The 20877-nt window shown below is 38.0% G+C and carries 15 protein-coding genes and 1 pseudogene; 13 read left to right on the top strand and 3 right to left on the bottom strand.

Annotated features, from left to right (window positions below):
- The first annotated feature begins 30 nt into the window (after positions 1-30).
- The 4 genes and pseudogenes from NSQ57_RS21675 to NSQ57_RS21660 form a co-directional block, all read left to right on the top strand.
- Positions 31-1638 carry a Dyp-type peroxidase gene (locus NSQ57_RS21675; RefSeq protein WP_342425289.1) on the top strand — a complete coding sequence of 536 codons (1608 nt, stop codon included), beginning with the start codon at positions 31-33 and terminating at the stop codon, positions 1636-1638.
- A 584-nt stretch (positions 1639-2222) separates the two neighbouring features.
- Positions 2223-3140, top strand: coding sequence for a hypothetical protein (locus tag NSQ57_RS21670; RefSeq protein WP_342425288.1), 918 nt, complete (start codon positions 2223-2225; stop codon positions 3138-3140).
- Positions 3141-3235: 95 nt separating this feature from the next.
- Positions 3236-5020 carry a GMC oxidoreductase gene (locus NSQ57_RS21665; protein ID WP_342425287.1) on the top strand — a complete coding sequence of 595 codons (1785 nt, stop codon included), beginning with the start codon at positions 3236-3238 and terminating at the stop codon, positions 5018-5020.
- A 199-nt stretch (positions 5021-5219) separates the two neighbouring features.
- Positions 5220-5339: pseudogene (locus NSQ57_RS21660) on the top strand (IS110 family transposase); the annotation flags it as partial.
- Between the two features lie 320 nt (positions 5340-5659).
- Here NSQ57_RS21660 and NSQ57_RS21655 read toward each other — a convergent pair.
- On the bottom strand, positions 5660-5803 hold the full coding sequence (locus NSQ57_RS21655) for a hypothetical protein (RefSeq protein WP_176715723.1): 144 nt from the start codon (positions 5801-5803) through the stop codon (positions 5660-5662).
- Positions 5804-6094: 291 nt separating this feature from the next.
- On the opposite strand from NSQ57_RS21655, the gene NSQ57_RS21650 reads away from it, so the two are divergent.
- From NSQ57_RS21650 to NSQ57_RS21615, 8 genes are all read left to right on the top strand, one after another.
- Positions 6095-6421 (top strand): hypothetical protein, encoded by a 327-nt coding sequence (locus NSQ57_RS21650; RefSeq protein WP_254330832.1) that lies wholly within the window; start codon positions 6095-6097, stop codon positions 6419-6421.
- 69 nt (positions 6422-6490) lie between these two features.
- Entirely contained in the window at positions 6491-7318 is an 828-nt protein-coding gene (locus NSQ57_RS21645) for a hypothetical protein (protein ID WP_254330834.1), read from the top strand.
- 494 nt (positions 7319-7812) lie between these two features.
- Positions 7813-8610 (top strand): TnsA endonuclease N-terminal domain-containing protein, encoded by a 798-nt coding sequence (locus NSQ57_RS21640; protein ID WP_342425286.1) that lies wholly within the window; start codon positions 7813-7815, stop codon positions 8608-8610.
- Positions 8611-8629: 19 nt separating this feature from the next.
- Positions 8630-10789 (top strand): transposase, encoded by a 2160-nt coding sequence (locus tag NSQ57_RS21635; protein ID WP_342425285.1) that lies wholly within the window; start codon positions 8630-8632, stop codon positions 10787-10789.
- Complete coding sequence (locus NSQ57_RS21630) at positions 10779-12494, top strand: ATP-binding protein (RefSeq protein WP_342425284.1); 1716 nt, start codon at positions 10779-10781, stop codon at positions 12492-12494. The genes NSQ57_RS21635 and NSQ57_RS21630 overlap by 11 nt, the downstream gene beginning before the upstream one ends.
- A 14-nt stretch (positions 12495-12508) precedes the next feature.
- Complete coding sequence (locus tag NSQ57_RS21625; protein ID WP_342425283.1) at positions 12509-14410, top strand: TnsD family Tn7-like transposition protein; 1902 nt, start codon at positions 12509-12511, stop codon at positions 14408-14410.
- Positions 14411-14432: 22 nt separating this feature from the next.
- Entirely contained in the window at positions 14433-16043 is a 1611-nt protein-coding gene (locus NSQ57_RS21620; RefSeq protein WP_342425282.1) for a TnsD family Tn7-like transposition protein, read from the top strand.
- 330 nt (positions 16044-16373) lie between these two features.
- The gene (locus NSQ57_RS21615; RefSeq protein WP_342425281.1) at positions 16374-18149 is read left to right on the top strand and encodes a hypothetical protein; all 1776 of its coding nucleotides are present in this window, start codon (positions 16374-16376) and stop codon (positions 18147-18149) included.
- A 524-nt stretch (positions 18150-18673) separates the two neighbouring features.
- Here NSQ57_RS21615 and NSQ57_RS21610 read toward each other — a convergent pair.
- Positions 18674-18952 carry a helix-turn-helix transcriptional regulator gene (locus NSQ57_RS21610; RefSeq protein ID WP_340956978.1) on the bottom strand — a complete coding sequence of 93 codons (279 nt, stop codon included), beginning with the start codon at positions 18950-18952 and terminating at the stop codon, positions 18674-18676.
- A 631-nt stretch (positions 18953-19583) separates the two neighbouring features.
- On the opposite strand from NSQ57_RS21610, the gene NSQ57_RS21605 reads away from it, so the two are divergent.
- Entirely contained in the window at positions 19584-19946 is a 363-nt protein-coding gene (locus NSQ57_RS21605; RefSeq protein ID WP_230585215.1) for a TnsA endonuclease N-terminal domain-containing protein, read from the top strand.
- A 333-nt stretch (positions 19947-20279) separates the two neighbouring features.
- Here the strand turns inward: NSQ57_RS21605 and NSQ57_RS21600 are convergent, their stop codons facing one another.
- Positions 20280-20510 (bottom strand): hypothetical protein, encoded by a 231-nt coding sequence (locus NSQ57_RS21600; RefSeq protein WP_340956976.1) that lies wholly within the window; start codon positions 20508-20510, stop codon positions 20280-20282.
- Between the last annotated feature and the right edge of the window lie 367 nt (positions 20511-20877).

Here is a 20877-nt window from a genome sequence, read left to right as displayed (position 1 = left end):
TTTCACGAATTCGAAAGGAGATGTTTCATAGTGTCTATAACTGAACCCTTATTAGAAGCTGATGATATTCAAGGAAATATCCTTGCAGGATTCAATAAAGATCACCAACAATTTATATTTTTTGAGATTGAAAAACCTGATTTGGTTAAAGATTGGCTCCGTTACATTGAACCCAAAATTTCCACGTTGAGAGAAGTTGTTTCATTTAATCGCTTATATCAAACTATGTGGGCTCGCCAAGGAAATGAGCCTAAGGGCTTAATAGCCACATGGATGAATTTGGCATTTTCATATTCGGGACTTCAAAAAATTCTACCAAAGGAAAAATTATTGGATTTCGGGCAGGAAAGTGCATACGTAAAGGGATTACAAAAACGTTCGGGAGATTTGGGAGATCCAACTGATCCTACAGCAGAAGGCCATCCGAATAAATGGGTTTTGGGGGGAAGTGCTAATAATCCTGACATATGCTTAATTATAGCAAGTGATAGTCACAATCAACTTGAGGCAATGATTTCAACAATAAAATTAAGCATTGATAAAGTTCCTGGTTTTGGTAAATCCTCTGGTTTAAAAATGGTTTTTGAACAAGCATGTAAGACACGTTTTGATTTACCAGGTCACGAGCATTTTGGTTTTAAAGATGGTGTATCCCAACCAGGAGTGCGTGGAAAAATTTCTGTTGCATTAGATGATTACTTAACAAAACGATTTATTGATTCATCTGATCCTCGATCACAAATTGAAGCTAGTCCAGGACAAAAGCTTATCTGGCCAGGAGAGTTTGTATTTGGTTACCCGAAACAGAAAGATGATGATCCAATAACTCCTGATCAAATAAAAGATAGTGATCTTCCTAGTGTATATTCTGTACCTGTTTGGGCGAAGAATGGTTCGTTTTTGGTAGTTCGACGTTTACGCCAAGATGTAAAAGGTTTCTGGGAGTTTTTAATTAACGAAGGGCCTAAAGTGGGTATTTCCGATCCTTTTATGTTTGGCGCAAAATTAGTAGGACGTTGGCCAAGTGGAGCACCAATAATGAGATCACCTACTCAAGATAACAAAGAATTAGCTAAGGCTGATTTAGCGAATAACAATTTCAATTTTCAAAACGATTCATCAGCAGCTAAAATCCGTTCTGATATTGATTTTAAAGATGAAATTGATCAAGCTAAAGCAGATGAATTTGGGGAAGTTTGTCCGGTCTCCGCACATATTCGAAAAGTTTATCCACGAGATGTCGATACAGATAGGCCAGCAAGTGCAAATTTAACCCGTAGAATCATTCGCCGAGGTATACCATATGGCGAACCGTTAAATATAAATTTAGCTCTTCCACCATATGAGGATTCTCAAAACGGTGATAGGGGACTTATGTTTCTTTCCTATCAAACCTCTATAGAGGAACAGTTTGAATTTATTAGTAATAAATGGACGAATTCAAAAAAACTGCCTAGAGAAGGGGGAGAAGATCCAATCATTGGTCAAAATAATGATCCTAGTCAAAATAATCCTCGTACACGCACATTTGATTTAAATGGTTGCCCAATTAACCTTATGAATGATTTTGTCATTCCAACGGGGGGCGAATATTATTTTCAACCACCAATATCTGCTATTAAGTCCATATCTCTGTGATTTGAATTTTAAGATCATGTTTAGTCAGACTGGTTCGCTTCAGATTTAAACCAGTCTGGATGAGGATTCAAAAAGTGAGTGCTGTCAAATTATGAAAGAAATATTCATTTGCAGTACATATCCTTGCCAAGTCTCATTTGTAATGGTTCAGGTCATATGATGCCCTAACTTTAAAGGTTTTCCAATAGAAGAACAGTCTCATAAAATGAGCAGAAGCATCTGAAAAACCACAATATAAATGGTTTTTATAGATGCTTTTTTATTCATTGGAGATTCCTGATCTACATTTTGATTTAAGAGACTTATTCGATTGGTCACGATTTCAAAAAAATATTGGAGACGGGCATAGTTTTTAGTTTATTGAAAATAAGGAAGACCTTACTTAGTGCATTATTTTTTTGTGAATTAATTTGCAAAATTGGTTCGCAGTACTTTTTCGGAAGACGGGGGCTCGGTAATTCTCACTGTTTTTTGAATACGGGTATCTCTGAATATTAGCTTGAATTGGAATAAATAATGAACGCTAATTATGTAAAACATAACTTACAGGAAGAACAGTAAATTCTTGAAGGGAGATGTATGTAGTGGCGCATATTGAAATGTGGGTTAATGAAATTTGGCAAGCTGATATGAAGCAAAATGGTTTGCAACCCTTGATTAAAGGAGTAAGTGATAATGAAAAAAATGCAAGTGATGGATTTGTTATCGTTGATAGGGATCCTTACCCTAACGAATCATCAACTCCTAGTAAAGAACGGCAAGTTCACGTACTCACTGAAGTTTATATTCCGAATATAAAAATGAAGTCCTATGAATTGTTCAGAAAACTGCATGATAATTATAATTGGCGTAGACATCAGGATGACTTGCTTACAACAGAAGAAGCTAATGAAATAAACAATTTCTTGCAATTTGCAATAACAACTGAACCGATGAAAATCGCAAGGATATATGCAGAAAAAAAGGGTTTTTTATCAAATAATAGTTCTAACGTAGAATGGATAGAAAAATTGAAGTCTATGTGGTTCGAGCAATATAAATACGATGATACGAGTACATCTGCTTTTGAGCATGTCTTTATTGGAGAGGAAGGAGACTCACCTGGTAAACTTGATGGACATCACTTCTGGTATCATTATTATATTAATGATGGTCCTTTTGAAATTACTGCTCTTGAAGACACGATTTATTTCTTGAAATATGTGGAGGTTAATCGATTAGAGAAAAGCAATAAAGCTGAATTTATTACTATTCAATACAACTATACAAAAAAGGATAATCAGGGTGAGGAAAGACTTCTAAAACTAAAAGGTGGTTTTTTTGTCGGACTTAGTGCTGAAGGCTTACTAGCAATCGGTACTGTTGCTTTCTTAAATGGTAAAGAGAAAATATTAGTAGAGGTTAATGGAGAAGAGTTTGACTTAATTGTTTGGAGAACACAGGATGAGGAAAAACATCCCAGAACATTTTTTCCGAAATTCAGGTCTGCTGTACCCGTTTAAAATAAATTACCATAAAAAAATACTAACATTCATTACACAAAATCAGATGAAAAGGGCGTATGTGAAGTAGTAATAACATATGAGGAGGCTTATGTATGAAGACTGCATCTTCAGCCCCCAATTTTAATTATGGATATCCCACCCCGGGTCCCCAAAATCCTACGGGTCCCCAGGTTATGGATCATGTTTTTTTCCTCTCTCAAGAGGAGTGGAAGCGGGTGCGTGAGGAAGAGAGGTTCAATTTCATCATTATTGGAAGTGGTTTTTGTGCTCTTGGTTTTGCAGATCGTGTATTGCAAAATGATCCTCACGCTCGAATCCTGATCATTGAACGTGGACCTTTTTTCTTGCCAGAGCATTTTCAAAACTTGCCACTCCCATTTCAGCAAACATTAGGTGGGTTGTCTGAAACGTTTCCATGGACTCTTTCAGCATCCACAATCAACCAGCAGTATATTAAGTGGCAGCACGGGATGGTTCCCTTTTTTGGTGGTCGATCGACACTTTGGAGTGCTTGGTGCCCACGTCCAACACGTGATGAGATGAGACATTGGCCTGAGGAGGTTATCAACACAGCTCAAGAATATTTTGAGCAGGCAGAATACCTGCTTAACGTGATTCCGGCTAATGAAATCGATAAAGATTGCACGGCGCTTCCGGTAGGATATCGTCCAATATTTGGTGTTTTGCAGGAACAACTCACCAAACGCCTCGAAAAGAATTTGAACAAAATTGGATCGGCCACAAGGGTTATTCCCGCCCCATTGGCTGTTGGGTCGTCAACCGTGCAAGGTATAGATTTCAATAAGTTTTCTACGCCGGCACCCCTTCTATCATTGCTAATGAAGCAGAGACAGTTAGAGCAACAAGAAAAAGGGGGCTCTTTGAAAATTGCAACTGATTGCATAGTAAGCCGTGTTGTGCAGCAGGAAGGCAAAGCTACTGCGTTGGAAACAAGCCGCGGGATTGTTAACGTGGGTGATGCAAAAGTAATCCTTGCAATGGGTACGCTTCCTCCCACAACCTTGATATTGAATTCTTTTCCACAGGTAACCAATGCGGGAAGCCGATTTACGGCACATTTCATTAGTTCTATTGTGGCTCGTATCCCGCGTAACGACTATGAGTTCAACTCTGAACTGGAAGAGTTAGAGTTAGCTGCCATTTATTTAGCGGGAGAGAATGAACATACTCAGGGCCAGTATCACATTCAAATCACAGCTCTGTCGGATCGCGATCCACTAGCCAATGCCGCTACTGCTGCACGTCATATGCCAGATGTAGTAGCTACCGCATCGATGCAGCAGCTGCTATCGTCCAAAGACTATGTTGTGTTTGTCTGCGCTGTGCTAGGTGAGCTTGATTATAATAATCCAAGAAATAGAGTTCGAAAAACGGAAGGGAATGACCTCACTAGTAATGTGCTCCTGCAGGTAGAGGAAAATGAAAAGGATCTTGCCGTATGGGACACCATGGAGGAGGGAACTTTTGAAGCCTTAGAACGCGTTCTCTCACCCCAAGGTCCAGGCAGAGTAGAATATTGGCATGGAGATGCTAATGGATCAGGCACATGGCAAGCCATTAGGCCAGATCCCTCAGAAATAAGAGTGCCAGGCATGGTACACGAAGGATCTACCCTATACATTGGTTCCGATGAGGATGCAGTTGTAGGACTGGATTATCGACCTAAGGGCGTAGAAAATGTGTACGTTACTGGTGCATCTCTTTGGCCTGTTAGTGGTTCTTGGAATCCAACTTTGACCATGGTAGGTTTAGCACAGCATTTGGCCGATACTTTGAGTAGACAGTCCAAGTCTGAAATACCCCCTTTAAAGGAATGGTCACTTGAGTCAACCAAAACTAGTTCGGTAATGAGCTGACTTTGATGTCATTATGGCGTTATGATGAAGAATGTATGTAGTGTAGTTATCTGTTTAAAATGGTATATAAGTTATCGATTACATGAGAACTCGTTATTTTCAGCGAGTACAGCCTTTCAAGGTCAAATTACAAAACAAAATTCAGAGGTTCATGTCCACACTGTGAAATGTTTACACAAAATATCTTACAGTTCCGTTAGACATGTACTGGACAATTGTGCAACTGGTAGCAAGGCGGAATGTCATCGTCGAACATGCCAGTGGCTTGAAGAATCAGATGCACCAACAATTAAGCTATCACTATCCGTCTTACAAGAAAGTTCTTCTGTGACATGCAGAGACCTTAGCTAAAGAAAAACGTCCGAATATCCATGTCAAGCAAGAAATGCGTGATGTATTGAAGGGATTTTATCCTTCCAAATAATTAAATCGATACAGCAAGGGACTATTTCCTATGGGAGATAGTCCTTATTTTACCTTAAGATGATGATGATATTTTTATCATCTGAGCTTTACCAGGGGAATCATTTTTTCAAACGTAATACGTGTTGTCTGACTTCTTTCGTTGTGATTTATATTGTTCTGTCATTTCGGCATGTTGTTTTTTTTGTTCGCTGTGATTCCAGTTTTTAATGCTTGTTATTGCTCTATGATTTCTGAATAGTAGCCATCTGGATCAAGTTGTTTTTTCATCTCATTCTTTCCCCAAGACTCTCCATCGAACCAAGCCATTTGGAGTTGAAAAGCAACTTCATCTGCAAGTACTTCGGTTGGAAGCTCCATGATTAATGCTTCAGCGACCCTATCTCCAACACCACACAGTATCTATTGTTGAGTATGATTGAATAGTACAATCCGGAGTGCCTCCTTTTTGAATGTTGTTTTATCACACGAAAATCTCGGTTAAAAGACGAAATTCAGTATGAAAGCTGACTTTACCTGAATAAAGTGTTAAGTTCATTTCTAAGGTGAAGCCTATTCAGTATTATTTATATTCGGATATTTTATTATGTAATGAATATAAAAAATCTTATTGTCAATAAATATAGATATAAGCTAAAGGGAGGAACGATGATGCCCCTGAAATCAGATTGTTTTAAAATGTATGATTTTGCTTCAGTAACACCTATGGGTATTCGGTATCAGCAGCTTTATTATACTTGTTCCAAAGCGATACGAGAGCGTTGGTTTGAGATAGCCCAAAGAGACGGGGGATGGAATATCCGCATTCAATATACCCCAACTGACTTGAGTGTTATTTATCTAGAAGCGGATTCCGAAGAACTTGAAGAATGCAGAATTGTTGTAAGAGAGTCATTGCAAGGTCTTAACTTGGATGAGTATGTACAGAGTGTCCAACTAATGAAACTAGCTAAGCAGATCATAAAAAATAACGATTAGAGTCCTATTTTTTGCAGGGCAAGCACTTGGTAACCATAGATATGCATTTACACAAGGAGCGATGTACCAGTGTATTTAGATCAACTTGAACGGTTTATTAAGGAGGGGAACTATAAAAATCTAAAACGAAGGGAAAAGAAGTTGGCATTATTACGTAATAGTGTGATGAATCATCAAGAAAGTCTAGGTCTGAAACGCATGGTATGGTTAGAGCAGAGAGTTGTGGGAACGTTTTGCTTGTTACATACCTATGAGGAAGACAAGAGAAATCTGTTCGATTTTTTAAATAGTTATGGTTTACTTTCTCTGGTTTTAAACATTGAATGGGACAAACTTATGCCCGAGGAACAAAAGAAGCTTGAACAGCTTTCAATTCCAAAACAGTCTTATTTACGTTTTTCGCCCAAAAAATCATTATGGATTGATGCTGACGAGTTAAGGGGCTTCGAGACACACGTTAAACAGCTAGACATTATACAGCAGATCGAGGAGTGGAAAAGAATCCGTCTCTTTTATGACCAGGAATTACGACGGTGGGATGCTCTGCGGAAAAGCACGGTACGAGAAATGAAAGAGGAAATTCAAAGAGTAGAGCTTCCTTCTGGAAGTTTGAATGTAGTGATCCCAAGTCCGCAGCTTAAAATCATCGATGCACTGGGTCAATTAAGTGAGGATTCTTTAGTTTGTGCTGGGCGTATTAATTATGAGTTAGTGATGGAATATGCTGCAAAAGGTTTCTTTAAAAAATCTGAGATCAATCGGTTTCGTCAGTTAAAAAATATAACGAGTAGATATATACTGACCAACCTGGAGAAAGACGGATGGATGCATGAATTTTTTCTTAAAAAGCAACTTCGATTATCACGATTTAGTCAGGAAAGTTTATGGAAGTCATAGACGATTCATGACTTGCGCATATTTATGAATGATAGGGTATATTCTGTTTTAGATGCTTCAAATTACGTTAAAATACCATATAAACCTAAATTGAAACAATATCATCTCGGTGCATAGAGCGGTTTCAAGACCGTTTCTATACATGTCAGAAAGCACTGAAAGAACATTGGTACGAGAGTGCCTTCATTTTGGGATGGATGATACCTGTCTTTCAATATAAAGAACAAGAAGACATACTGATTCTACAATTCAACTCTACTATTGAGCATCATATTTTATGTTATCGTATTGGTAACAATTGCAAAAGGTACGACGAAGACAAAGGCAAAGAAAAGATCGTATAAATTCGTAATCTGGCGAATTCCCTGGACAAATTTATACAAAAAGGATTATAAACCTAATTACACTGTGATATGATGAGGAAAATATACACAACTAGAAGGCACATAACATCAATGTTGTGTGCCTTCTTTTGAGAAAGGAGCACGTAGGAAATGGCTATTCATCCAACTCATTTTAATCGTTTAAAGGATGGAAGAGGACAAGGCCGTGGGGAGAACTATATTCCCTTTATAAAAGCCAATGATAATAAAGTAGCATCAGAGGGATGGTTGACCCGTACTTTAGGATGGCACTCCAATCGTATCCACCATACCCTCTCTAAATATGAATATCAATATTTGCTTGTTCAGGAATGGTCAGATCAGGTTGTAGACATCAGAGAGCAATATCCCCTAACACCAATCGAAGTTACTCAAGAAATTGCAGCAAAGCTGAATATAAAACACCCTCAATATGAAGGTAAGGATATAGTTATGTCCACTGATTTTATGTTAACCACGATGAGTAGTGATGGAGAACTACAGGAACATCCGCGGACCATCAAACCAACCCATAAATTAAGTAAACGTACCTTAGAGCTATTTGAGATTGAGCATCAATATTATAAAGAAATGAATTTACAGTGGAGAGTTGTTTTTGATGTTGGAAGACCTGTCTCGTTCATTCAAAATATTGATTGGTTGTACGATGCGAAACGCCTTGATGCTAGGCCAGGCTTAGATAAGGAAATGGTAAGCATGTTAGCAGAACCTATACTGCTAAAACTTCAAACACTTGGTAAAGACTTATCTATCAGCAAGAAATGTCTTAACTGCGATAATCAATTGGGCATAGAGCCAGGAACATCAATGTTCATGGTAAAACATATGCTAGCCAACAAGCATTGGATCACATCAATGATGGAACCAATACGTGAAAGTGCCCCTCTGCATATTGAAAGCTCAGTTTAATTACAAAGGTGGTGCAACCATGATTCATCTCAATTCTGTCGTTGCTTTTCGAAAGCATAGTTCGGACGATGAAGAAGTAATGTCCTTTGAAAGAGTCCTCTGGATTGCTCCTGATCAATCGTACGTTGTTTTGATAAATATTGATAATAAACGAAAAATACATTTACCATATTGTAGAGATTATAAAGAACTGCTCAATCTGTTAGAGGTAGAGGCCGCCAGCTTATATTCTTATGAGCCCGATCTAAAAATCTTACACCCTACGGATGACTATCTAAATAAATATGGAGCAGAGAGAGAGAAGAAATTTGCATTAATTAAGTCTATCGCAAGTAAAGAGCCAGAAATTTATTTTAGCGTATCACGCGGGCCATTAATTAAAGAAGAATCTGAACGAACAGGAACACCCCCAAAAACAATATATCATCTATTAAAAAGATATTGGTTCTATGGAAAATCAATTAATGGTTTACTTCATGATTATCATGACGTAGGTGTTGCTTCGGATAAGAGAAAGATAAGTAAAAAGACAGGACCCAAACCAAAAGGAAACCATAATTATGTAATTACGGACAAGGATAAAGAAAGATTTAAGGCTGCGATAAAGAAATACCATGTAAGGTTAAAAATGAATATCATTGCTACCCATAAGCATATGTGTGAAGAGCATTACAACGAAGGATTCTACCGAAAACACAATGTTATGGTGCCCATTGTAATTATGGATAATTGTCCGTCACTTAGGCAATTTAGATATTGGTATGAAAAGGAGTATAACAAAAAGAGACGTCTGGCTGCAAAACTAGGGGATCGTAAAGCGGAGATGAAAGCGAGAGCGTTGCTAGGGTCACCCGTTGAAGCCATTCATAGCCCAGGTGCACTTTATGAGATTGATGCTACGCCAGCGGATGTACTTCTACTTTCATCTGATTATAAAACCGTAATTGGCAGACCTCATGTGTATTTTGTCAAAGATGTAATGAGCCGTCTAATTGCAGGAGCTCATATTTCTAAAACGAATGCTTGGTCCGAAGCAATGGTCGCACTCGAGAATGCATCTACTGACAAAGTAGAATTTTGCGCTCAATACGGAATCACAATCAATGAAGAAGACTGGCCGTGTAAGCATCTTCCGCAGATGGTAGTCGGTGATCGGGGGGAAATGAAGAGCAAAAACTCCAACAACTTAGTAAGTTTAAATGTGCGTGTGGGGAACCCTCCTTCTTATCGGGCAGATTTAAAGCCATACATTGAGCAACAATTTCGTTCTTTTTGTGGGCGTGTGAAGGAATTAATTCCTGGAGCAGTCCATAAGCAGCACCGTGAAAGAGGAGACCTTGATCCTTCAAAGAACAGCGTGTATACATTCGAGGCTTTTATGAAGATTGTTATTTTATTTGTTCTGGAATACAACCGTAAGGCACTCAGTGATGATTATCTTGTAACTTCTGAAATGGCAAGGGACAATGTCGAGTTAACACCACTTTCCATGTGGAATTGGGGGGCAAAGCGAAGCCTGCTTCAGGAAAAACCTCGCGAAATGATCCGGTATATCCTTCTGCCTAAAGTAAAAGGGACGGTTACACGTCGGGGTATTATGGCCAATAAATTGAATTATGCTTGTGAACTCGGTGTAAAAGAAGGTTGGTTTGAAGATGAGTTGATAGAGGGTAACCATGAAATTGAGGTTAGCTACGATCCCCGTAACTGCAGCAGCATTTTTATAAGACTCAAAAATGGATCTATTATTCCATGCAGTCTCACGACTAAGTTCAAAGAATATGAAGGGCTACATGTGGATGATGTGAAAGCCCTCCTAAATTTCAAAAAGAAACAATTGAAAGCGGCAAAAAATGAGCGATATCAGATTGAATCGGAATTGGATGCTGTTGCAAAATATATGACTAAAGTTGAAAGAAGTGCAATGGAAGAACGTCGACAAGGGGAACCTAAGTCCACTAGATATAAAAATAAACGGATCAAGAGGAAACTTGAGTCTCGTCTCCATGGAAGCTCCATCTCATGGGCAGCGAAGCGGAAAACTGAAGAAAATCCAATCGAATTTACAGAATCTCGATTAATGTCACCGGAGACGTCTTCTCATACTCCTCCTATAAATAAGATGCAGCTTTTTCTTTTGAGTAAAAATAAAGAGAGGCGGTCTATAAATGAACAGTAAATCAGATCGTTTTATGTATCTTAAGGGGAGACAGATCGAGGCAAAGTACCATCCACAAATAATTGAATCCTATCAAAACAACCCCTTTATTGAAGCTATCCCACCTAGACTGACTCAAGATCAACTTTACCAACTCTTATATTCAATGCCTCGATTTACAGGGGATCTTTCTCAACTGAACGATGAAGAACGCGTGGAACTTGTCCAACAAATCAAGCCCACCTACTGGCAACCTTTAGTGTCCCACTTCGAGAGATATAGAAATCTATACACCATGATTAAGATTGGTTACCAGTCGAGAAATCCAATTAGCCCCATGTATCAAAGGCAGCTTTCTATTGGTTTAGATCATATATTGTCCGCAGGGACCAATGAAGATGGAGAGAATTTAGCTGGCAATATTCAGACAGCTCAGCAAATGGCTGATATAGGTCTAAGTGGGATGGGGAAATCCAAATCTTACGAGAGAGTGTTGAGTCTAATTCCCCAGGTTATTCACCATACCAAGTATAAATCCGACTATCTGGCTTGTAAGCAAGTCGTTTGGCTTCATATTGAATGTCCAAGTAATAAATCGGTAGGGGCACTTTGTCGTAATTTCTATTTTGCTGTGGATAAACTGCTAGGAACCTCCTATTATGATGACTTAGCTGAAAAGGATGGACGTGCAGAAGTTCTGGCTAAACGGATGTCGAAAGTAGCGGGACAAATCAATTTAGGTGTACTTGTTATTGATGAGATACAGCGCATACATCGAGGTCACTCAGGTGGAGAAGAAAAGATGATTGATTTCATCACGGAACTGACCAATTCAATTGGGATTCCGATCGTTATGATTGGAACGTTTAAAGCACTGTACCTATTTAAGAGTTCACTAGCTAACACCCGACGAGGCATACCTGATGGTTATGCTGAGAACATTACTGACCGAATGAAAGATGGCCTGGAGTGGGAGCTCTTTTTGCAAGGACTATGGGATTTACAGTATACCAAAACATTTACGCCTCTAACACCTGAGTTGAAAGCCGCGATGTATTACCACACCCTTGGTATTCCTGATTTCGCTGTAAAACTATTTATGCATGTGCAATGCCATACGATTCTGTACGGGGATACAGAAAAAATCACGATGGATGTGCTTGAAATGGTTGCAAACAAAACATTTAGACTTGTACAACCCATTTTTGAGCGCATACGACGCGGCGATGAAATAGATCCAGCTGAGTATGAAGATTTAAAGCCCGATTGGATCGCTTTTAAAAAATATATTATGGATGCCCAGCATCGAATTACAATTGATGGCCATCTTTCTGAGGAACATAAGCTCATATTAATTCAGCATAATCGGAAGGTCTTGATCGAACAATTGTGCACATTTGCAATGAAGATGGGTGCTACGACTGAAAAAGCCACGTTTTTTGCGGAACAAATTGAATTAGAAAACCGAAATATGCAAGTGGATGTAGAGTTACTATACTCACTGATTGCTCAAAAAGTTCTCGACAGTAAAAAATCAGAACCAGAGGAGGATTCAAAGTCGTCAATTAACCAAAAGAAAGCAATAAGAACGAAGTCTAAAACCAAAGATATATTGAGACCTGATGATATGCGTTCCATTTGTTCCGAGGCCAATAAACAAGGTATTTCTTCAGATGAAGCTATTAAGCGTGCTGGACTTGTTGCGGCGTTTGATGAATTTATATGAGAGGAGGAGGGGGAATGGGGAAAATTATATATTTTCCACCCACGTACCCGGATGAGGATTTCCGGAGTATTGTTCACCGGTATTACTTGAGATCTACAAAAACATATGCACTTAGTAAAATAGAGCTTTTGGGGAACTCCGTACCAGAGCGGATCATCTATCCCCAAAATCTTGCTCGTATGTCATTAGATTTAGGTGTTACAGAAGACTTCGTGGATCATATCATTGAGAATCATAGTTTTTTTCCAATCATAAGACCATTCCTTACAAAAGAAAAGCAAGCAGATACTCAAGAAGGTATGAGAGTAAACTCATCGAGAAATCAATTGAACTCCCGTTCGCTGTATTCTTTTATTAGCACAGAAGGTAGATACTGCCCTGATTGCATGATTGAAGATTACAATCAATATCGTGTGGTATATCTTCATCGTTTGCATCAGTTCTCATTTTTGAGTCAGTGTCTGATACATGGGTGCGACCTGATTTCTAGATGTAACACATGTGGAGAATCACTAATCAAAAAAAATGGAAAGGAAATGTTACATGATCTCTATTGTCCTTTCTGTAATCAGGATGTTATTGAGAATAGAGTCTTAAACAAGAGACAGGTAGACCAAGCATTATTGAATGATATTAATACATTGCTGAATGAAAAGGGATTAGATATAGAGTCAATCCATTTAAAACTAATGATCTGTATCGGTATACGGGGCTTCATTCATTTTCGTGGAGATTTTATATATAAAAAAAAATTAATGCTTGAATTTATTGAGTTCTACGGTGAAAGGTATTTGCTTGAACTAGGAATACTTACGGAAGAGTTGCTGAGTGAAAAAAATATAACACGATTATTTGATAAAAGATATATGGGGAGCTTTATAATTGTATACATTCTTATGATGAGATTTTTATCAGGCTCCGTAAAATCATTTTTAAATAGTCAAGAAAGTTATTCGATAAAAATCCCGTTTGGGGTCGGTCCTTGGCCATGTCTTAACCCAATTTGCGCGCACTATAATGAGCTTGTGATTACCAATATTAGACGAAAAGCCCATGAGTGGGTTACAGGCAGATTTACTTGTTCGCATTGCGGTCTTATCTATACTCGCAAAACAAAGCCAAATGAAGAAGAAAACTCTGGTTATTCCATTGAAACTTGGGGTTTTTTGTTCATACAGAAGGTAATAGAATACTTTGAAATGGGGATGACTCTAGAACAGATTGGTGAAAAATTGTATTCTAACCGAACCACTGTTCGGAAATATTTAAGACCATATATGGGTCGACGCAGAAAACATAAATACCCTAGAGGGATTGAAGAAGAAAAGGTATTGGAAATCGGTTTTTTCGAAGCAGCAGTTGCTGCAGAAGATAAAGTAACAACTTGTAAGGAAACTATCTTGGAGGCGATCAAGACATTAGGGAACGATGCCACCAGGCCCAAAATTCGAAAGTATAACATGCATAGATATGATTGGCTCATGAAGAGAGAAAGAGAATGGATGGAGCAACATCTCCCGCCTAGGAAACCAATATCCACAGCCATTAATTGGGAAACAAAAGATGATGAGATGTATCAAGAATTGAAACAAGCTATTACAAAAGTCTATAGTGAAAATCCACGTGAGCGAATATCTGGAATGGTTATCTTCCGAGAGCTCTCAAAAGCTAAGTATCAGCTGTACTATGCTTACCGATCTAATCTCCCACGTAGTAGGGGGCTTCTCGAATCGAAGATCGAGACAGAGGATGCGTATGCACTACGTACAGTTAGTCGAGTCATTGAATGGTTTAAACAATCTCGATATAAAAATCCTAGTCTTAAATTAGTTCAGAATAGGTTTCCTCTGTATAAAAAATGTTCGAAAGAAGTACAAGACTGGGTTATTAAAGAAATAGAACGCCAGACTAGATAGTTTGCAGAAAGGAAACAAAGACATGATCAACTTCCCAACTCCATTACCAGATGAAGTATTGTATAGTGTTTTTGCAAGGTACCATGTTAATTCTGGTAATGAAAGCAGTAGAAAGACATTAAGGGACTTGTTTTCTACATCTAATGATTCTGCTGTAACTGCGTATTCCGGTCATCTATATGCTTTACACACGCGAATACCAGGGAAGGCTATCCCTGTTTCATACTTATTGGAGCACCACACGCTCATTCCTTATTATCGTCCTTTTATTCTCGAAAATCGATATAATCGTATACTTCAAAGTTTAGTACACACGAACTGCCAATCTATCTATATGTGGATGGGCCTGCCTGCAAGCGGAGTGGAAAGCCCACTTTTTCTTAGATACTGTAATCAATGTGTGTCGATCGATCGTTTGAAGTTTGGGATAGCTTACTGGCATCGTTCTCATCAACTAACCGGTGCCTTCGTGTGTCCGGAACATCAGTGCTATCTTTTGGAATCTCCCATTCTCTATGCACAAAAAGGGAAGAAACACGAGTTTATACCTCTTGAATCTATACTTCAAGATATTGTTCCGCTTGCCCTCCAAGGTAGTGACAAGGAAATCACTATAGCTCAGAAAGCAGTTGATCTCCTAAAAAACAATTATGGCTCACTTGATATGGAAGCAACCAGAAAATATTACCTCTACAGGCTTCAATATATGGGATTCCTAACTGCTGCAGGCAACATCAAATTTAGAGACCTTGTTCCTCAGTTCAATTCCTTCTATAGCACGACTATGCTTGAAGACTTAGGTTGTAAATTGAATAAAGGTAGTCAGGATACTTGGCTTCACAAAATGTTAAGGAAGCCTCGCCACTCAACTCACCCTCTAAGACATCTTTTAGTGCAGTATTTTCTAAATGTGGATATGAAGGACCTGGAGGTAAAGAACCAATATATTAAGGCAAATGCGTTTGGCCAAGGACCTTGGCCATGTTTAAACAAAGCAGCAACCCACTTTAGGAATAAAGTAATTAAATCTGTCTCAGTGAGCAGATGTTCAACAACTGCCAAACCTGTTGGAACATTTCAGTGTAGCTGCGGTTTTATCTATTCACGGAGAGGTCCAGATCAGACTGAAACGGACATGTATCGAATCGGAAGAATTAAGCAGTTAGGTGCCGAATGGATGGACAAGTTGAATGAATTGTCCTCAAATCCAGCCTTGAGCTTGCGTGAAAAAGCAAGAAGGTTGGGAGTTGATCCAGGAACGGTCAAAAAGTACTCAAATTATTCAGAGTTAAGTTTAGCGACTTCTTATCCAAATACAAAGCATCAATGTGCTCGTCGTAAACCTATACGTCAAAGAATAAATCGTGATGATCATAAAGTTCCTTATAAGCGTGTAGATTGGGGAAAAAGAGATGAGCAATTGCTACAGGCCATTGAAAGAATAGTTACTTTATTGAAAACAACGCATACCAGACGTATATCACGTTCTGAAATAACAAGGCAGCTTCATTGTACGACGATGATCTACACTAAACGTCAAAAATTACCCCAAAGTCGTGCTAAGCTGGAACAAGTAGTTGAAACTACAGAACAGTATCATGAACGAATGCGAATTATGAGAGAAATACAATGAGTATGTAATGATTAATTAAAAGGTTACTTGTTGTTGGAATCAGTTTGTTCATTTAAACTAACTAATATAAATGGGAAACGAGGTGTCATATGATATTCGAAATTACGGATCAAATGCAAGAACAAATACGAGAGTGGGATTCGTGCAAACCGATTGATGTATCGGGAGCAAAATTTTCTTATACGTTTATTCCTACAGGGATTGGTCTGGTCATTGAAGTGAAATGTGATGTTTGCAAGAGGAAGTTGTCATTCTCTGACTTTTAATTTAAGCTTGTTTATGCTGAAAATAATAACTGTTAAATCATTGATCCAAAAGGAGGAGTGACTGTTGATTAAGTTTGTCATGATCAATAAGAAGAATAATCGATTTGATTTTTATAGCTATACAAATGAGATTATGAATAATTTAAAGATTGAGTTAGAGTCCAATGGATTGGAGTTTTATTTAAATAAGGAAACTATTCGTAAAGCTACCTTTGAATATAAACAAAAAGAATTCTTAATTAACTTTACTGTTGTAGCTACTTCCGAGACAATCCAACTTAAAGTAGATATTACTCTACCTACTAAAGATACTTCAAATCTTGAACTACATGATGTAAAGATAAAGATTAAAGATCTAATGATTGGAGAATGGGAACAATGTGTATGGTTAGAAGACAGCCAGTCTGAACTTTTTGCAGAAGAGTTGTATAAGAAAGTACATAATGTGGAGAATTCTCTGAGAAGATTGATCAATAGCATATTGTTTTTTAAATTGGGAGGAGACTGGTGGGGAAATTATATGCCTGCTGATTTAATAAACAAATACAATCAAAGAAACGACCAGTACAGACGACGAACTCCAAGTTTTGACAATATACATACTAACTTAATGTCCATTGATACAGGAGATTTAATTCGCATATTGAGTTACAAAACGTATAAACTACGAAAAAATAGCATATTTAGAGATGACGACATGGAATCTAATCCATTTGAAGGTTTCGCAGAACCAGCAAATGCACTTTCCCGAGACGAGAAAGAAAAACTATTTCATTTCCAAAGCACAATGAACAGTATCTTCTTCAACTCAAAATCAATTGACAAGTTACATCTTAATTTAATAGAAGCTTTGAGAGATCAAATGGAGGTGGACAAAGATTTTTGGAAAGATTATTTTTGTCCCTGGTTTTCATGTGATTTTAGAAGGTTCAGCGGTCTGTGGCATGAGTTTACAACTGACCGAAACCACGTGGCTCATAATAAACTTATAGATGTAAAATTGAGTGATAAATTCAATAAAAGTATGACTGAACTACAAAAGCTTATTACAGAAGCTGAGGGTAAGTTTATTACATATACGGAGACAGAAGCAGCCAACTACTTGGAGGAAATCAAGTTTGAAGCTGAAGCAATGGAGAGACAGCGTGTCCAAGATTGGAAAGAGTATATAGAAGAAGAGGCTGGAGTCCGCATTCTTGATGAAAGTGAGATCATCGAGAAATATCAAGACTACATATCTACAGCTTTCGACGAATTAATAGATAATTTTTATTATCGTACAGATTTAGAAATCATATATTTTGAACCTGATCTTAAAGAGGAGTGTGACATATTAGTAATTAAGCATAATTTAATTGGAAATGACCTAAAAGTGAGAGTTATCCCGTATATCGACTCTTCAGAAGGGGTTACAAGTACAGTTACATTAGAAGTATTATCCGAGGGTTTTAAAGGTACTTTTAATCTTGATTACACGAATGGAGAAGTAGAATATAACCCTGATCAAACGAACTATATGCCACTAGTTCAGGATTACTGGAATGTAGCATCTGCACTCTCAAAAATGGAGAAAATTATATCTTCGTTAATAGAGCGACATTTTCCTGAAATTAGGGAGAATGAGATAGCAGATGTATCTTGTAAGGCATGTGATTCATATTCAATATATTATAGGGATGATTTATCGGAGGCAGAGGAAGATGGGAAATTCGCCATTGGGCAATGTCTTAAATGCGGCAAGAACAATACATTAGGAGTTTGTATGAGGTGTGACAGGATTTTAAACCAAGAAGATGATGGACTTTGTGTGAGTTGTGGAGAATATATAGAATCTCAATGAAGGGAGTATGAGTATAAAGTCAAATTCAATCATTAATATTGATGAGTTTATACAATGGTATTATTATGGATTTACCAACTATAATGTAACTTTAAATTGTGAACTATTTGGATTTACCAACTATAATGTCATTTAGTTTTTGATAAAACGTTGGAAAAGTACTGATATTGCTCGTTTTTTCATTTACCAACTATAATGTAATCGAACATCTGGTGATAAAAGAGTGTGGAACCAGTAAAAGATGTATGGAACCAATAAAAAAACTGTGGAACCAGTAAAAAAAGTCTGGAACTAGTCATTTTACAAACATCAAGAAAGATCCCGATGATATATCGGGATCTTTTTAGCTTAGGAGGGCAATTATGTCTACAATAGGCCAACGAATTCGAACTATTAGAAAAACAACAACTTAAATTAAATAAAGTTTGCAAATATAATTGGCATTTCTCAAAGAACGTTGAGTGAGCTGGAGCAAGATAAATACAGACCCTCTCTTGATATAATTATAGCAATTAAAGAAAACTTCAATTCCCATATAGAGTGGTTAATCTTTGGAGATACGCCTGTATCAATTGAGCCCACACAGTAGGGAACGTCATTCGATTAGCAATACAAAGTAAATAATCAGTTGTAACGTCAAAAACCTTTGCTAAAGATATTAAATGATTAATTTTAGGCCGTGCTACGTTTCGCTCCCAATTAGAAACAACCTGTTTAGTTACCCCGATTTTATTAGAAATTTCCTTTTGTATCCATTCATGGAGTAGTCTCGAATTTTTACATCGCTGTTCCAAAGTATTCATGAATTCATCTCTATTGAGAAAATCAAATAGCTTTTACCCGACCCATCTGCTTACTAATTATACTTACTTATAGCCCATATTATAGCTTATTCATACCCTACTGTACCCTACGAGTAGCCTATGAATAGGCTACGAAGTAAAATATAGCTAAAAAATATTACTTTGCTATTGTATAAAGCTGTGAGTTGTTATATTCTACATTTGTATTTTGAAGTAAAACTAAAATATATCTTAGGAGTAGAAAAAGATAACTGAACTTTACTCTGATTTAGTAGTTCTAAAAAGAAGGTAAATAATGAGCAAAATTCGATCAAGTAACTCTATAGCATCTATTCAACGGAAAATCAAAGAAGGAAGAGGTCAAGGCCACTTTTCGGAATATAAACCTTGGTTGACGGTACATGATGTACCTTCAATAGGGATAGTTACTCGAATTCTTGGTTGGAAAAGTGGTCGACTTCACCATTATCTGTCTGAACACTTTGAATTGGCACATCATTGCCAAATGGAAGTGGTCAGAGCAAGTGATTGATATTCGCGAACAATTTCCTTTATTACCCCTAGATAAAACCCTCTATATTGCATAAAAGTTAAACATCCAACTGACCCCAAGAATAAGCTTCCCATCATTATGACTACAGATATGTTACTTACAGTAAAACAAGAAAAAAGTATAAAATTTATTGCACATTCTATCAAACCTTCTAACAAGTTGACAAAACGAGTTGTAGAGAAATTACAGATTGAAAAAGAGTTCTTTAAAGACCAAAAGATAGAGTGGGCACTTATTACGGAAAGGCAGATAAACTACAATTTATTCAGGAATGTCGAATGGCTTCATAATGCTAAAAACAACGATAAGTTGTCAAATCACCATATAAATAGTCTCGAAGATAATCTCTATTATGCTATTCAACAAAGTGAAAAACCATTTGCGAAAGTTACAAGAGAACAAGATGAATTATTTGGTTTACCAAGTGGGTACTGGATATGACTCATCTAATACAGCCTACTCTACAATCCATGATTATTTTAGAAAATAGACGCAAGCGCAAGGATTCGGAGCACCAGCAGAGAATGTATACAGGGAAGATCTCCCAAATTGGCCGGCACCCCGCCTCAGTGTCGACACGCGTCGAATTCCCCGATTGATGGCAAGCCATTCCCAGTGTTTCTTCTCCATTCGCTCTTTTTAGGCAAAATATTAACACTTTATGTTGGGAAGACCCAATTTAACTAAAGTTTTACTATACATTATTGGGAATTTTGATATAATTCTACCTAGGTCAACCTTCCAATTATGATAGAAAATAGAATTGGATGGTTTTTATACCTGTCCAAGCTGTGCCGCGAGAGACCAGTCCACTGGCAACCCAGCAAGCTGGCATGCGGAGACCGACAATTGTGGAAAATGACAGTCGAGAATATGTTGCTCCATGACGTCAGAAGGTTCAGAAAGGATGAAGCCAACCTTATCCCAATTCCGATGGAAGATGAAGCGCGTGAGCATTTTTGAAAAGCTGGAATTCACCGCCAATCCAAGGGCTGTCCCGTTCATGCCATACGGAGCATTCTTTGAGCCTCATGCAGCACCATCGTCACATCTAATCGTCAGGAAAAGCTCACTACCCCGCAGCCGGATCTTTACTTATCCACACCAGGCGGGGGAATACACAAATCGTACATAGAGTGTATCAATATCCTTAAACATAGGCTTCGACAAAGGCAGCTCGGGTGCCGAATCCGGAGGTACGGCCGACTTTCTGCTGGCCGGCCGGAACCCTACAGCAAGTCTTACATCGATGGGAGGAACATCCCTTGTCCACCCCCAAATCCAATTCCGAACCCAATGTTAAACCAAAGCCCGTCTTCGGGCGGCTCGTCCGCAGCAAGCATATTGAAGCAGAGGAGCCGGAAGCAGCCGC

It is taken from the genome of Paenibacillus sp. FSL L8-0502, assembly GCF_038593055.1.
Lineage (GTDB): Bacteria > Bacillota > Bacilli > Paenibacillales > Paenibacillaceae > Paenibacillus > Paenibacillus polymyxa_D.
Note: the sequence above shows the minus strand (reverse complement) of the source record. Positions and strands in the feature narration are given on the sequence as shown.

Coding starts and splice junctions, on each gene's coding strand:
- NSQ57_RS21600 (WP_340956976.1), bottom strand. CDS start 20,510: ATGAACGGGACAGCCCTTGGATTGGCGGTGAATTCCAGCTTTTCAAAA.
- NSQ57_RS21620 (WP_342425282.1), top strand. CDS start 14,433: ATGATCAACTTCCCAACTCCATTACCAGATGAAGTATTGTATAGTGTT.
- NSQ57_RS21635 (WP_342425285.1), top strand. CDS start 8,630: ATGATTCATCTCAATTCTGTCGTTGCTTTTCGAAAGCATAGTTCGGAC.
- NSQ57_RS21625 (WP_342425283.1), top strand. CDS start 12,509: ATGGGGAAAATTATATATTTTCCACCCACGTACCCGGATGAGGATTTC.
- NSQ57_RS21630 (WP_342425284.1), top strand. CDS start 10,779: ATGAACAGTAAATCAGATCGTTTTATGTATCTTAAGGGGAGACAGATC.
- NSQ57_RS21665 (WP_342425287.1), top strand. CDS start 3,236: ATGAAGACTGCATCTTCAGCCCCCAATTTTAATTATGGATATCCCACC.
- NSQ57_RS21605 (WP_230585215.1), top strand. CDS start 19,584: ATGACTACAGATATGTTACTTACAGTAAAACAAGAAAAAAGTATAAAA.
- NSQ57_RS21640 (WP_342425286.1), top strand. CDS start 7,813: ATGGCTATTCATCCAACTCATTTTAATCGTTTAAAGGATGGAAGAGGA.
- NSQ57_RS21655 (WP_176715723.1), bottom strand. CDS start 5,803: ATGGAGCTTCCAACCGAAGTACTTGCAGATGAAGTTGCTTTTCAACTC.
- NSQ57_RS21650 (WP_254330832.1), top strand. CDS start 6,095: ATGCCCCTGAAATCAGATTGTTTTAAAATGTATGATTTTGCTTCAGTA.
- NSQ57_RS21610 (WP_340956978.1), bottom strand. CDS start 18,952: ATGAATACTTTGGAACAGCGATGTAAAAATTCGAGACTACTCCATGAA.